Here is a 14,021-nt window from a genome sequence, read left to right as displayed (position 1 = left end):
CAGTCGCCTCACATCAACTATGAGCGGCCGCGCGCCCGTGTTCGAGACAGGCGAGCACAAGTTTCGCCGTCTCGGTCGGTGTGTTTCCCACACTCACCCCGGCCGCCTCCAGCGCCTCCTTCTTTGCCTGCGCGGTGCCGGAGGAACCGGACACGATCGCGCCGGCGTGACCCATCGTCCTGCCCTCGGGGGCGGTGAATCCGGCGATGTAGCCGACCACGGGCTTGGTGACGTGCTCGCGGACGTATGCGGCCGCGCGTTCCTCGGCGTCACCGCCGATCTCTCCGATGAGGACGATCAGTTCGGTGTCGGGATCTTCCTCGAAGGCGGCCAGGCAGTCGATGTGGGTGGTGCCGACGACTGGGTCGCCGCCGATTCCGACGCATGTGGAGAAGCCGATGTCGCGGAGTTCGTACATGAGTTGGTAGGTGAGCGTGCCGGACTTGGACACCAGACCGATGCGGCCCGGCTTGGTGATGTCGGACGGGATGATGCCCGCGTTGGACTGGCCGGGGGTGATCAGACCGGGGCAGTTGGGGCCGATCAGGCGCATGCCCCTCGACTTCGCATACGCGTGGAAGGCGACGGAGTCGTGGACGGGGATGCCCTCGGTGATGACGACCGCGAGGCCGATACGGGCGTCGGCGGCCTCGATGACGGCCGCCTTCGCGAAGGCGGGCGGCACGAAGACGACGGTGACGTCGGCGCCGGTCGCCCGTGTGCCGTCGGCGACCGACCCGAAGACGGGGACCGTACGGTCGTCGAAGTCGACGCTGCGGCCCGCCTTGCGCGGGTTGACGCCCCCGACGACGTTCGTGCCGGCCGCGAGCATGCGCCGGGTGTGCTTCATGCCCTCGCCGCCGGTCATGCCCTGGACGAGAACCTTGCTCTCCTTGGTGAGATAGATCGCCATGTCGTCCCGTCTCCTCAGTTTGCGGTGGCGAGTCGGGCGGCACGGCTTGCGGCGCCGTCCATGGTGGTGGCCTGCTGGACCAGGGGATGCGCCCGCTCGTCGAGGATGGCGTGGCCCCGGGCCGCGTTGTTGCCGTCGAGCCGCACGACCAGCGGCTTGGTCAACTGGACGGCGTCCAGGGCCTGCACGATGCCGTCGGCGACCGCGTCGCAGGCGGTGATCCCGCCGAAGACGTTGACGAAGACCGACTTCACGGCCGGGTCGGACAGGATGACGGACAGCCCGTCCGCCATGATCCGGGCGGAGGCGCCGCCGCCGATGTCGAGGAAGTTGGCGGGGCGTGCGCCGCAGCCCGCGACGGCATCGAGGGTCGACATGACCAGGCCCGCGCCGTTGCCGATGATGCCGACCTCGCCGTCCAGCTTGACGTAGTTGAGGCCCTTGGCGGCGGCCGCCGCCTCCAGCGCGTCCGCGTGCTCCACATGGTCCGCGCCCCAACGTGCCTGTCGGAAGCGGGCGTTGTCGTCGAGGGTGACCTTGCCGTCGAGGGCGAGAATCTGCCCCTGCTCCGTCCGCACGAGCGGATTGACCTCGACGAGGACGGCGTCCTCTCGGACCAGGACCTCCCAGAGCCGTACGAGGACGTCGACGGTCTGCGGTGGCAGTCCGGCCGCCTCGGCGATCTCACTCGCCTTCGCCGAGGTGACGCCCTCGGCCGGGTCGATGTGGATTCGGGCCACTGCCTCGGGTCGGCTTGCGGCGACCTCCTCGATCTCCATGCCGCCCTCGGCGGAGGCGATGGCGAGGAAACGGCCCGCCGCACGGTCGAGCACATAGGAGACATAGAACTCGCTCTCGATGTCCACCGGTTGGGCCAGCATCACCTTGCCGACCGTGTGGCCCTTGATGTCCATGCCGAGGATCTGCCGTGCAGTGAGCTCCGCGGCGGCCGGGTCGGCAGCAAACTCCACACCGCCCGCCTTGCCACGCCCACCGATCTTGACCTGGGCTTTCACCACCACTCGCCCACCGAGCCTGCGGGCGATCTCGCGTGCTTCCTTGGGCGAGTCGGTGACCTCGGCCCTCGGCACCACGATGCCGTGTTCCTCGAAGAGTTCCCTTGCCTGGTGTTCGTACAGGTCCATTTCGGCTCCTGTCTCAAAAGTGCGGCACGCCCCCTGGACACCACCCACCGGATGCGGGATAACAAGCTTCATACAGTATTCGTCGACTGTATGCAATGTACCGCGAGAGCGTTCCAACCCCCTACGAAGGGACAGGACTTCGCCATGCCCGACGACACCCAGGACGTGATTTCCGGTGGTCATCTCGTTGCCAAGGCACTCAAGGCCGAGGGGGTCGACCGCATCTACACGTTGTGCGGCGGCCACATCATCGACATCTACGACGGCTGCGTCGACGAGGGCATAGAGGTCGTCGACGTCCGCCACGAGCAGGTCGCCGCCCATGCCGCCGACGGTTACGCCCGCCTCACCGGCAAACCCGGCTGCGCGGTCGTCACCGCGGGTCCGGGTACCACGGACGCCGTCACCGGTGTCGCCAACGCCTTCCGCGCGGAGTCCCCGATGCTGCTCATCGGCGGCCAGGGCGCGCTCACCCAGCACAAGATGGGGTCCCTGCAGGACCTGCCGCACGTCGACATGATGACGCCGATCACCAAGTTCGCGGCGACCGTCCCGGACACGGCCCGGGCGGCGGACATGGTGTCGATGGCGTTCCGGGAGTGCTACCACGGCGCGCCCGGCCCCTCCTTCCTGGAGATCCCGCGCGACGTCCTCGACGCCAAGGTGCCGGTGAGCAGGGCGCGCGTGCCGAAGGCGGGCGCCTACCGCGCCTCGACCCGCTCGGCCGGCGACCCCGACGCCATCCAGAAGCTCGCCGACCTGCTGGTGCACGCCGAGAAGCCGGCCATCCTGCTGGGCAGTCAGGTGTGGACGACCCGCGGTACCGAGGCGGCCATCGAGCTCGTACGGACCCTCAACATCCCGGCGTACATGAACGGCGCCGGCCGCGGCACCCTCCCACCGGGCGACCCGCACCACTTCCAGTTGTCGCGCCGGTACGCCTTCTCCAACGCCGACGTCATCGTGATCGTCGGCACACCCTTCGACTTCCGCATGGGCTACGGCAAGCGGCTGTCGCCGGACGCGACCGTCGTGCAGATCGACCTCGACTACCGCACCGTCGGCAAGAACCGCGACATCGACCTCGGCATTGTCGGCGACGCGGGGCTCGTCCTGAAATCGGTCACCGAGGCCGCCTCCGGGCGCATCAATGGGGGCGCCGCCAAGCGCAAGGAGTGGCTCGACGAGCTGCGCGCCGCCGAACAGACCGCCATCGAGAAGCGGCTGCCGAGCCTGAAGTCGAACGCCTCACCGATCCACCCGTACCGCCTGGTCAGCGAGATCAACGACTTCCTCACCGAGGACTCCATCTACATCGGCGACGGCGGCGACATCGTCACGTTCTCCGGTCAGGTCGTGCAGCCCAAGTCGCCCGGACACTGGATGGACCCCGGCCCGCTCGGCACCCTCGGCGTCGGCATCCCCTTCGTGCTCGCGGCCAAGCAGGCACGGCCCGACAAGGAGGTCGTCGCCCTCTTCGGCGACGGCGCCTTCTCGCTCACCGGCTGGGACTTCGAGACCCTCGTCCGCTACGACCTCCCCTTCGTCGGCGTCGTCGGCAACAACTCCTCCATGAACCAGATCCGCTACGGCCAGGCCCAGAAGTACGGCCTGGAGCGGGAGCGGGTCGGCAACACCCTCGGCGACGTCCACTACGACAAGTTCGCGCAGATGCTGGGCGGTTACGGCGAGGAGGTCCGCGACCCCGCCGACATCGGCCCGGCGCTGCAGCGTGCCCGTGAGTCGGGCAAGCCGTCGCTGATCAACGTCTGGGTCGACCCGGACGCGTACGCCCCCGGAACCATGAACCAGACCATGTACAAGTGAGGTGGCCTTCATGACTGGAAAGCCGACCAAGGCCCTCGCAGGCATCCGCGTCCTCGACATGACCCACGTCCAGTCCGGGCCCTCCGCCACCCAGCTGCTCGCCTGGCTCGGCGCGGACGTGCTCAAGCTGGAGGCGCCGACCGGTGACATCACACGCAAGCAGCTGCGCGACCTCCCGGACGTCGACTCCCTCTACTTCACGATGCTCAACTGCAACAAGCGGAGCATCACCCTCAACACCAAGACCGAGCGCGGCAAGGAGATCCTCACCGAGCTGATCCGGCGCTCCGACGTCATGGTCGAGAACTTCGGGCCGGGCGCGGTCGACCGCATGGGCTTCACCTGGGAGCGCATCCAGGAGATCAACCCGCGTATCGTCTATGCCTCCATCAAGGGGTTCGGGGACGGTCCGTACACCAACTTCAAGGCGTACGAGGTCGTCGCGCAGGCCATGGGCGGGTCGATGTCGACCACCGGTTTCGAGGACGGGCCGCCGCTGGCCACGGGGGCCCAGATCGGGGATTCGGGCACGGGCGTCCACGCCGTGGCGGGGATCCTCGCGGCGCTGTTCCAGCGGGAGCACACCGGGCGCGGTCAGCGGGTGAACGTGGCCATGCAGCACGCTGTGCTCAACCTCTGCCGGGTGAAGCTGCGCGATCAGCAGCGCCTGGCCCACGGCCCGCTCGCTGAATATCCCAACGACGACTTCGGCACTGAAGTTCCCAGGTCCGGAAACGCCTCCGGCGGCGGTCAGCCCGGATGGGCGGTCAAGTGCGCGCCGGGCGGGCCGAACGACTACGTGTACGTCATCGTGCAGCCCGTGGGCTGGAAGCCGCTGAGCGAGCTCATCGGCCGGCCGGAGCTGGCCGAGGACCCCGAGTGGGCGACGCCGGAGGCCCGGCTGCCCCAGCTCAACAAGATGTTCCAGCTGATCGAGGAGTGGTCCTCGACGCTGCCCAAGTGGGAGGTGCTGGAGCGGCTCAACGCCCACAACATCCCGTGCGGGCCGATCCTGTCCACCAAGGAGATCATCGAGGACGACTCGCTGGTCGCCAACGAGATGGTCGTCACCGTCCCGCACCCCGAGCGCGGCGAGTTCACGACGGTGGGCAGTCCGCTCAAGCTCTCCGACTCCCCGGTGGACGTGACCAGTTCACCCCTGCTCGGCGAGCACAACGAAGAGGTCTACATCGGCGAACTCGGCCTCGGCGACGAGGAACTGCGCCTGCTCAAGTCGAACGGAGTGATCTGACGTGATGGCCGAAGACCGGGAGCTGAGGGTGCGGTCGCTCCTCGACGCTGTGCGGGCCGAGGGGCGGACCGCGCTCACCGCACCCGAGGGCAAGGTGATCGCCGACTCGTACGGGATCGCCGTACCCGGCGAAGAACTGGCGACCGACGTCGAGGAGGCCGTCTCGTACGCGGCGCGCTTCGGCGGGCCCGTGGTGATGAAGATCGTCTCCCCGGACATCCTGCACAAGACCGACGCCGGCGGCGTGATCGTCGGCGTCGAGGGGGCCGCGGACGTCCGGGCCGCGTTCCACGAAATCATCGACAACGCGCGCGCGTACGACGCCTCTGCGCGCATCGATGGCGTGCAGGTCCAGGAGCTGCTCCCGCAGGGCCAGGAGGTCATCGTCGGCGCGGTGACGGACCCGACGTTCGGGAAGGTCGTGGCCTTCGGGCTCGGCGGGGTGCTCGTCGAGGTCCTCAAGGACGTCACGTTCCGGCTGGCGCCCGTGAGCGCCGACGAGGCGCTGTCCATGCTGGACTCCATCCGGTCGGCGGAGATCCTGCACGGGGTGCGCGGCCGGGCGGGCGTGGACCGGTGGGCGATCGCCGAGCAGATCCGCCGGGTCTCACAACTGGTCGCGGACTTCCCGGAGATCGCGGAGGTCGACCTCAACCCGGTGATCGCCACCCCGGAGGGCGCGGTCGCGGCGGACATCCGCGTGATCCTCGCCGAGTCGGTGCCGAAGCCTCGCCGCAGGTACACGCGCGAGGAGATCCTCATCTCCATGCGCCGCCTGATGCAGCCATCGTCGGTTGCCGTCATCGGTGCCTCAAACGAGCAGGGCAAGATCGGCAATTCGGTGATGCGCAACCTCGTCGACGGCGGCTTCGCCGGGGAGATCCATCCGGTGAACCCCAAGGCCGATGACATTCTGGGCCGCAAGGCGTACAAGAGTGTCACGGACGTTCCCGGTGAGGTGGATGTGGCGGTCTTCGCCATCCCCGCCAAGTTCGTGGCCTCGGCCCTGGAGGAGGTGGGACGCAAGAAGATCCCGAACGCCGTACTGATCCCCTCCGGGTTCGCGGAGACCGGCGAGCACGAACTCCAGGAGGAGATCGTCGCGATCGCCGAGCGGCACGGCATTCGCCTCCTGGGCCCGAACATCTACGGCTACTACTCGACGTGGCAGGACCTGTGCGCCACGTTCTGCACGCCGTACGACGTCAAGGGGGGTGTCGCGCTGACCTCGCAGTCGGGTGGCATCGGGATGGCCATCCTGGGCTTCGCACGCACCACGAAGACGGGCGTGTCGGCGATCGTGGGCCTGGGCAACAAGTCGGACCTGGACGAGGACGACCTGCTGACCTGGTTCGGCGAGGACCCGCACACCGAGTGCATAGCGATGCACCTGGAGGACCTCAAGGACGGCCGCGCCTTCGTGGACGCCGCGCGCGCGACCGTGCCCAAGAAGCCGGTCGTGGTGCTCAAGGCAGGCCGTACGGCGGCGGGCGCGAAGGCCGCCGGCTCGCACACCGGGGCGCTGGCGGGCGACGACGCCGTGTACGACGACATCCTCCGGCAGGCCGGTGTCATCCGGGCTCCCGGGCTGAACGAAATGCTGGAGTACGCGCGCGCGTTGCCGGTGCTTCCCGCTCCCCAGGGCGACAACGTCGTGATCATCACCGGGGCCGGCGGCAGCGGCGTACTGCTGTCGGACGCGGTGACCGACAACGGCCTGTCCCTGATGGAGATCCCGCCGGACCTGGACGAGGCCTTCCGGAGGTTCATCCCGCCCTTCGGGGCCGCGGGCAACCCGGTCGACATCACCGGGGGCGAGCCGCCGTCGACGTACGAGGCGACGATCCGGCTGGGCCTGGAGGACCCGCGCATCCATGCGCTCGTCCTCGGCTACTGGCACACCATCGTCACTCCCCCGATGGTCTTCGCGGAGCTCACCGCGCGCGTGGTGGCCGAGTTCCGGGAGCGCGGCATCGAGAAGCCCGTGGTGGCCTCCCTCGCGGGCGACGTCGAGGTCGAGGAGGCCTGCCAGTACCTCTACGAGCGCGGGGTCGTGGCGTACCCGTACACGACCGAGAAGCCCGTGGCCGCGCTGGGCGCGAAGTATCGCTGGGCGCGGGCGGCGGGGCTGTTGGGGGGCGGTTCATGACGTGAGTGAACGGCGGGGTCGGCCGACAGTGCGGTCGGCCGGCCCCGGGGACCCGTGCGCACGCGAAAGGCATTGGACAGGGGGCGCTGGCCAGAGCTTTCGATGCAAGGGGTGCTGAGCGATGACAACCACCGACTACTCGACCTTCGTCCCCTACAGGGAGGTGACGGATCGCAACGGCCGCAAGTACCGCATCGGTGAGTCCGATACGGACATCATGGGCCGAACACGCAAGTGGATGGTCGTCCTGCCCTGGGTGGGCATGATGGGCATCAGCTCCGCCGAGTACGCGTTCACCTCGGCCGAGGACACGCTCCACGAGGCCCACCTGTGGAGCAGCGGACACATCTTCTGGCTGATGGGCGTCTGGGTGTTCTTCCAGGCGGCCGTGGCCTTCCCCGCGGGCCGGCTGCGGGAGAGCGGCAGACTGCCCGCCCGTACGGCGATGATGATCGGCGCCGTCGGCACCGTGCTGGGCTATCTGTCGCTGGCGTACGCACCGGACGTGGCCGTCGCGTATTTCGGCTTCGGCATGTGCAGCGGCATCGGCGCCGGCCTCGTCTACGCCACCTGCGTGAACATGGTCGGCAAGTGGTATCCGGAGCGCAAGGGCGGCAAGACGGGCTTCGTCAACGGCGGTTTCGCCTATGGGTCCGTGCCCTTCGTCTTCCTGTTCACCTCGTACATGGATCTGAGCAACTACCGGACCGTGCTCGCCTGTGTGGGCATCGGGCTGTGCCTTGTGGTGGCCGCGGCCGGCTGGTTCTTCAAGGACCCGCCGAAGAACTGGTGGCCCGCGCATGTCGACCCGCTGAAGCTGACCGACGACCCGAAGATCCGCCGGGCACTGGAGAAGAACCCGCCGGCGGTCAAGCAGTACACCCCGAAGGAGGCCGCCCGTACGCCCGTCCTGTGGATGATGTGGTTCTGTCTGCTGTGCACGGCCGGCATCAATATCTTCGGCATCGCCTTCCAGGTGCCGTTCGGCAAGGACATGGGGTTCGCCGGCGGGATCGTGGCCACGGCGATGTCCCTGAAGGCCATCGTCAACGGCACCGGGCGCGGTGTCATCGGCTGGATCTCCGACCGCCACGGCCGCCGCAACACGCTGATCGTCGTCTGCATCGTGCTCGGCACGGCGCAGTTCGGCGTGCTGGTCTCCGGCCAGATGGGCAGCATGCCGTTCTTCCTGTTCTGCTCCATGGTCTCCGGTTTCGGCGGCGGGGCGATCTTCCCGCTGTTCGCCGCCATGACGGCGGACTACTTCGGCGAGAACAACAACGCCACCAACTACGGAATGGTCTACAGCTCGAAGCTGATCTCCGGGCTCGTCGGCTCCGGCCTGGGCGCCGTCGTCGTCGGCGCGTGGGACTACCACGGCGCGTTCGTGCTGGCCGGTTCCATCGGCCTCGCCTCGGCGGTGCTGGCGCTCTTCCTGAAGTCCCCGGGCAGGCCGAAGGCCCGGCGCATCGTCCCCAACCCGCACCCGCTCGGCGAGGAGATGGCCTGACATGACCGCGGACCCCATCGCAGCCGGCAGCTCGTCGGCAGACCCCGACGCCGCACACCGTCCCTACCGTGAAGTGACCGACTCGCGCGGCCGTGTCTACCGCATCGGCGAGACCGACCGGGACATCCTCGGCCACTCCCGCCAGTTCATGGTGTATCTCCCGTGGATCGCCATGATGGCCATCAGCGTCTTCGAGTACGCGTACGGCTCAGCGGAGGACACGCTGTCCCACGCGCACGGCTGGACGCAGTCCAACACCTTCTGGATCCTCAGCGTCTGGGTGTTCTTCCAGGCCGGCATCGCCTTCCCGGCGGGCTGGCTGCGCGAGAAGGGCATCCTGACGGCCCGCAAGGCCATGTACGTCGGCTCCGGGATGTGCCTGGTCGGATTCCTCGCCCTGTCGCATCTGAGCAATGTGTGGCTGGCGATTCTGGGCTTCGGTGTCATCGGCGGGCTCGGCGCCGGCCTGGTCTACGCAACCTGCATCAACATGGTCGGCAAGTGGTTCCCCGAGCGCCGCGGCGCCCGCACCGGCTTCGTCAACGGCGGCTTCGCGTACGGGTCGCTGCCGTTCATCTTCATCTTCAACTACGCCTTCGACACCGGGAACTACCACCGCGTCCTGGACCTGATCGGCTGCTACATCATGATCGTGGTCTTCGGGTGCGCGTTCTTCTTCAAGGACCCGCCGAAGAACTGGTGGCCCGCGGACATCAACCCGCTGACGTTCTCGGGAACCCGGAACAGCGCGCCGAGCCTCACCAAGAACCCGCCCGCGACAAGGCAGTACACGCCCAGGGAAGCCATCAGGACGGGCATGCTGCCGCTGATGTGGATCTCCATCGTGATGACCGCCGGAGTGTCGATCTTCGGGATCTCCTTCCAGGTGGACTACGCCAAGGAGGTCGGCTTCGGCCCGCTGGTGGCGGCGTCCTCGATGGGTGTCATGGCGGTCATCAACGGCGTCGGCCGCGGTGTCGTGGGCTGGCTGTCCGACAAGTGGGGCCGCAAGTCGACCCTGGTGTTCGTCATCGTCGTCCTGGGGATCGCCCAGTTCGGTGTGATCCTGGCGGGCGAGATGAAGAGCGAATGGCTGTTCCTGTTCTTCGCCTTCCTCTCCGGCTTCGGCGGCGGCGCCTTCTACCCGATGTTCGCGGCGCTCACCCCGGACTACTTCGGGGAGAACTACAACGCCACCAACTACGGGCTGGTGTACAGCGGCAAGCTGGTCAGCGGTCTGTTCGGCGGCGGCCTGGGCTCCATGGTGGTCGCAGCCTGGGGCTACAACGGGGCGTACGCGCTGGCCGGCGGCGTCTCGATGATCGCGGCGGCGATCGCATTGCTGCTGCGACAGCCGGGGCACAGCAGTTCGGATGCGCCGGCTCCCCAGCCGCAGCCCGCCGGTTGAGGGGTGACGGCACGCGCGCGTGAGGCGGCCCTCCCCGGGTGCGGGGAGGGCCGCCTCATGTGTGCGCTCCTACGGCTTCCTGATGGGGTGTCAGCACTTCTCCCGCAGCGAGTGCAGGTACTCGCTGGAGCGGCGCGCGAACGTGAACGACTCGGCCGGCTGGTCGTGTTCGGTCTGCCAGTGGTGGGCGAGGCGCTCGCCGCGCAGCCGGGTCACGGCGGAGATGAAGCGCTGGTAGTCGATGTCTCCGTCGCCGACGTCGACCATGCGGTAGCCGAACTGGTTCGACGGGTCGCTCACTCCGTCCTTGACGTGGAAGAGCGGGTAGCGGTGGGGCTGCCTGAGCACATAGTCGAGGGGTTCGAAGGGAGCGGGGCTGCCGTCGGGCCGCTTCGAGAAGCGGAACTGGCCCGCGTACGCCCAGAAGATGTCCATCTCCAGGTACACGAGGCCGGGATCGGTCTCGGCAAGCAGTACGTCGTAGAGACGGACCTGGGGATTGTCGGTGGCGAACGCGAACTCGTCGGAGTGATTGTGCTGGTAGAACTTCATGCCGCGGGCCTTCGCCGCCGCGCCGTAGGCGTTGAACTCCTCGGCGGCCCGCTTCCAGGCGTCGACGGTGTTTCCGTAGCGGCCCGGACCCGATGCGGTGCCGATGTGCTTGAGGCCGAGGGCCTCTGCGTCGTCGAGGACCTTGGTGAGATTCTGGGCGAAGGTGTAGGCGTTCGGGTCGCTGGAGTAGTAGCCGACGTGGCTGCCGATCGGGGTCAGCCCGTGGTCCTTCGCCAGCCGCCTGAGCCGGGCGAGGGTGATGGGGCCCGCGGAGCCCTGGGTGTATCCGGCGAACTCGACCTCGTCATACCCGTATTTCTCCAGCTCGGCGAAGACGGGCGCGAAGCCCAGCGTGGAGACCTTGTCGCGCAGGCTGTACAGCTGGATGCCGAGCCGGCCGGGCGGCAGGACGGGACGTCCACCGCCGACGGCTGAGGCTTCGGCCGCGGTGGCGGGGGTCGTGGCGGCGCCCAGCAGCGCGGCGGCGGTGGCGCCCGCGGCCACGCCGAGCATGCCTCGTCTGGTGAGGCGGTGGGTGAGTTCGGGGTCGGTCTGGGAAGTGCGGCTCATGCCTGGAACTCCTCGGTGTCGGAGGGCGTTGTCAGTGGTGAGTGCTTCACTTGTGACCAGTCGGAAAAGACGGGTCCTGCGGGACCGGTCAGGCGAGACCGGCAAGTTGGAGCAGGAGTGACTTCACATCGGTGGCCGCAAGGCGGTCACCGACAGCGCGGGGGGTGGAGCAGATGAGGAGCGGACCGTCGTCGTCGCTCGCGGGAAGGCGGCCGTGGCTGCCTCGAATAGGTGACGGGTCGAGGGGCACGACCGCCATCCGGTAGCGCAGGCCCAGCTTCTTGCGGGCAAGCGCCGCTGCCGCCTTGACCTTGACGTAGGGGTCGAGCGGATCCATGAACAACTCGACCGGGTCGTAGCCGGGTTTGCGGTGGATCTCGACGAGCTGCGCGAAGTCGGGCGCGCGGTCGTCGTCGAGCCAGTAGTAGTACGTGAACCAGGCATCCGGCTCCGCCACGGCGACGAGCTCGCCGGAGCGCGGATGGTCGAGGTGATGGGTCTTCTTGCCCTCGTCGTCGAGGAGTTGGTCGACGCCGGGCAGGTCTGCCAGTGCTGCCCGCGTGGCCTCCAGGTCCTCGGGGCGGCGCACGTAGACATGGGCGATCTGGTGGTCGGCGACCGCGAAGGCGCGGGACGCCATCGGGTCGAGGTACTCCATGCCGTCCTGCGTGTGCACTTCGAGGAGGCCGGCGCGACGCAGGGCCCGGTTGATGTCGACGGGGCGGTCGGCTCGCGTGATCCCGTACTCGGACAGTGCGACGACGGTACGGCCCTCGGCGCGGGCATCGTCCAGCAGCGGGGCCATGGCGGCGTCGAGGTCGGCGGCCGCCTTCAGGGAGCGCGGGTCGTCGGGGCCGAAGCGCTGCAGGTCGTAGTCGAGGTGAGGGAGGTAGCAGAGCGTCAGATCGGGATGCCGGGTTCGCATGATGTGGCGGGTCGCGTCGACGATCCACCGGCTGGAGACCAGGTCCGCGCCGGGGCCCCAGAAGTGGAAGAGGGGGAAGGTGCCGAGTCTGTCGGTGAGTTCGTCGTGCAGGGCCGGGGGCCGGGTGTAGCAGTCGGGTTCCTTGCGGCCGTCGGCGTAGTAGATCGGACGGGGGGTGACGGTGATGTCGGTGTTGGCGCCCATGGCGTACCACCAGCAGATGTTGGCGACCGTGTAGCCGGGGTGGGCGCGGCGGGCGGCGTCCCAGAGTCTGTCTCCGGCGACCAGTCCGTTGTGCTGCCGCCACAGGAGCACGTCGCCGAGCTCGCGGAAGTACCAGCCGTTGCCGACGATGCCGTGCTCCGAGGGGTGGGTGCCGGTGAGGAAGGTGGACTGGGCGGCGCAGGTGACGGCGGGCAGCACGGTGCCGAGTGCGGCGCGGGAGCCGGACTGGGCGAGCGCCTTGAGTCGGGGCATGTGGTCGAGCAGACGGGGGGTGAGGCCGACGACGTCGAGGACGAGTAGCGGGGTGGGGTCCGGACCGGTCCGCCCGGGGCCGGGGGTGGTCTGTTCGGTTCCCGTGGCTGCTTGATGGGCGCTCATGGGAGTTCCTTCAGGCCGAGGTCGGTCAACAGGTCGCGGGCGAGGGCGAGTTCGGCGGCGATGCCGTCGGCGAGCTGGGTGCGGCCTCGGGGCCGCAGGTCGGATGGCAGGGCCTGCCAGGTGTAGGTCTCCCCTTCGAGGTGGCGGGTGAGCGGGTGCGGGCCGCCGACAAGCCGGGTCAGTGCGGCCTTGAGTACGGGAAGAGTGGAGGTGAGGGGCGCGACGGGGGCCGCGTGCAGCGGAACGTGGAAGTGGGCGCGCCAGGGGGCCGCGTCGGGCAGGGCGTCGGATTCGAGGGCCTCGCCGAGGTCGTCGGTGCCGCGCAGGCCGGCGGGGGTGGCCGTGCGGGTCTGGTGCAGGAAACGGGGTTCGTCGAAGGCGGCGAGGGCTGCGCGGACCTCGCTGCGATGGGGGTGTTCGGCGTGCAGGGCGGCTGAGAGCTGGGATTTGACGACGGGGACGCGGGCCGTGGTGAGCGCGTCCAGGGCGGTGTGCGGATCTTCGAAGGAGGTGGCGAGATGGCAGGTGTCGACGCAGATGCCGATGCGGTGGTGGGCGATCGCGGTGAGCGGGGCGAGGGCGTCGCCGATGGTTTCGACGACGCAGCCGGGTTCGGGTTCGAGGCCGACGCGGATGGAGCGGCCGGTCAACGCGGCGAGGGCGTCGAGGCGTTCGGCGAGAGTGGCGAGGGACGCGTGGGCCTTCTCTGCCCGGCCCTGGTCATAGGCGGTGCGCCAGGCCAGGGGCAGCGTCGAGATGGTGCCCTCGGTGATGTCGTCGGGGAGGAGCCCGGCGAGGACGCGGGCCAGGGCGGTGGTGTGGTCGAGGCGTTCGGGATCGGCCCAGTCCGGGCTGTACACGCGGTATTTGACCTCCTCGGCGCCGAAGCCCTCATAGGGGAAGCCGTTGAGGGTGACGACCTCGAGGCCGCGCCGGTCGAGTTCGGTGCGCAGGCCGCGCAGGGCGGACGGGTCGGTGACGAGGGTGTGCGCGGCGTCCTTGGCGAGCCACAGGCCGATGCCGATGCGGTCGCGGCCGAGGCGGCGGCGGACGGGTTCGCAGTGGTCGCGGAGCTGTGCGAGGACGCCGTCGAGGGTTTCCGCCGGGTGGACATTGGTGCAGTAGGCGAGGTGGACGGTCGAGCCGTCGGGGTGGCGGAAGCGCATG

General features: G+C 68.9%; 10 protein-coding genes. 5 read left to right on the top strand and 5 right to left on the bottom strand.

Features of this window, described 5'->3' with window-relative positions; all coding sequences use genetic code 11:
- Positions 1 to 13 precede the first annotated feature (13 nt).
- Together sucD and sucC are read right to left on the bottom strand one after the other, a co-directional pair.
- Positions 14 to 913, bottom strand: coding sequence for a succinate--CoA ligase subunit alpha (gene sucD, locus P2Q00_RS01410; protein WP_275768651.1), 900 nt, complete (start codon positions 911 to 913; stop codon positions 14 to 16).
- Between the two features lie 14 nt (positions 914 to 927).
- Positions 928 to 2,058 (bottom strand): ADP-forming succinate--CoA ligase subunit beta, encoded by a 1,131-nt coding sequence (sucC, locus tag P2Q00_RS01405; protein ID WP_275768649.1) that lies wholly within the window; start codon positions 2,056 to 2,058, stop codon positions 928 to 930.
- Between the two features lie 144 nt (positions 2,059 to 2,202).
- On the opposite strand from sucC, the gene P2Q00_RS01400 reads away from it, so the two are divergent.
- The 5 genes from P2Q00_RS01400 (at position 2,203) to P2Q00_RS01380 (ending at position 10,204) form a co-directional block, all read left to right on the top strand.
- Positions 2,203 to 3,885: a thiamine pyrophosphate-binding protein gene (locus P2Q00_RS01400; RefSeq protein WP_275768647.1), complete on the top strand. Its 1,683-nt coding sequence runs from the start codon at positions 2,203 to 2,205 to the stop codon at positions 3,883 to 3,885.
- 10 nt (positions 3,886 to 3,895) lie between these two features.
- Positions 3,896 to 5,137, top strand: a complete 1,242-nt coding sequence (gene frc / locus P2Q00_RS01395; RefSeq protein ID WP_275768645.1) for a formyl-CoA transferase — start codon at positions 3,896 to 3,898, stop codon at positions 5,135 to 5,137.
- 4 nt (positions 5,138 to 5,141) lie between these two features.
- On the top strand, positions 5,142 to 7,286 hold the full coding sequence (locus tag P2Q00_RS01390) for an acetate--CoA ligase family protein (protein WP_275769456.1): 2,145 nt from the start codon (positions 5,142 to 5,144) through the stop codon (positions 7,284 to 7,286).
- Between the two features lie 121 nt (positions 7,287 to 7,407).
- Positions 7,408 to 8,796 carry an OFA family MFS transporter gene (locus P2Q00_RS01385; protein ID WP_275768644.1) on the top strand — a complete coding sequence of 463 codons (1,389 nt, stop codon included), beginning with the start codon at positions 7,408 to 7,410 and terminating at the stop codon, positions 8,794 to 8,796.
- Between the two features lies 1 nt (position 8,797).
- Positions 8,798 to 10,204 (top strand): OFA family MFS transporter, encoded by a 1,407-nt coding sequence (locus tag P2Q00_RS01380; RefSeq protein ID WP_275768642.1) that lies wholly within the window; start codon positions 8,798 to 8,800, stop codon positions 10,202 to 10,204.
- A gap of 90 nt (positions 10,205 to 10,294) precedes the next feature.
- On the opposite strand, the gene P2Q00_RS01375 is transcribed toward P2Q00_RS01380, so the two are convergent.
- The 3 genes from P2Q00_RS01375 to eboE all read right to left on the bottom strand — a co-directional run bounded on the left by P2Q00_RS01375 (position 10,295) and on the right by eboE (position 14,020).
- Positions 10,295 to 11,326: a sugar phosphate isomerase/epimerase family protein gene (locus P2Q00_RS01375; RefSeq protein ID WP_275768641.1), complete on the bottom strand. Its 1,032-nt coding sequence runs from the start codon at positions 11,324 to 11,326 to the stop codon at positions 10,295 to 10,297.
- Positions 11,327 to 11,414: 88 nt separating this feature from the next.
- The gene (locus P2Q00_RS01370) at positions 11,415 to 12,854 is read right to left on the bottom strand and encodes an alkaline phosphatase family protein (protein WP_275768640.1); all 1,440 of its coding nucleotides are present in this window, start codon (positions 12,852 to 12,854) and stop codon (positions 11,415 to 11,417) included.
- A complete protein-coding gene (gene eboE, locus P2Q00_RS01365; RefSeq protein ID WP_275768639.1) occupies positions 12,851 to 14,020 on the bottom strand; it encodes a metabolite traffic protein EboE in 1,170 nt (389 codons plus the stop codon). The genes P2Q00_RS01370 and eboE overlap by 4 nt, the downstream gene beginning before the upstream one ends.
- Position 14,021 lies beyond the last annotated feature (1 nt).

This window comes from Streptomyces coacervatus (genome assembly GCF_029223485.1).
Classification (GTDB): domain Bacteria; phylum Actinomycetota; class Actinomycetes; order Streptomycetales; family Streptomycetaceae; genus Streptomyces; species Streptomyces coacervatus.
The sequence above is the reverse complement of the archived record's forward strand: the minus strand, read 5'-3'. Positions and strand labels throughout refer to the sequence as shown.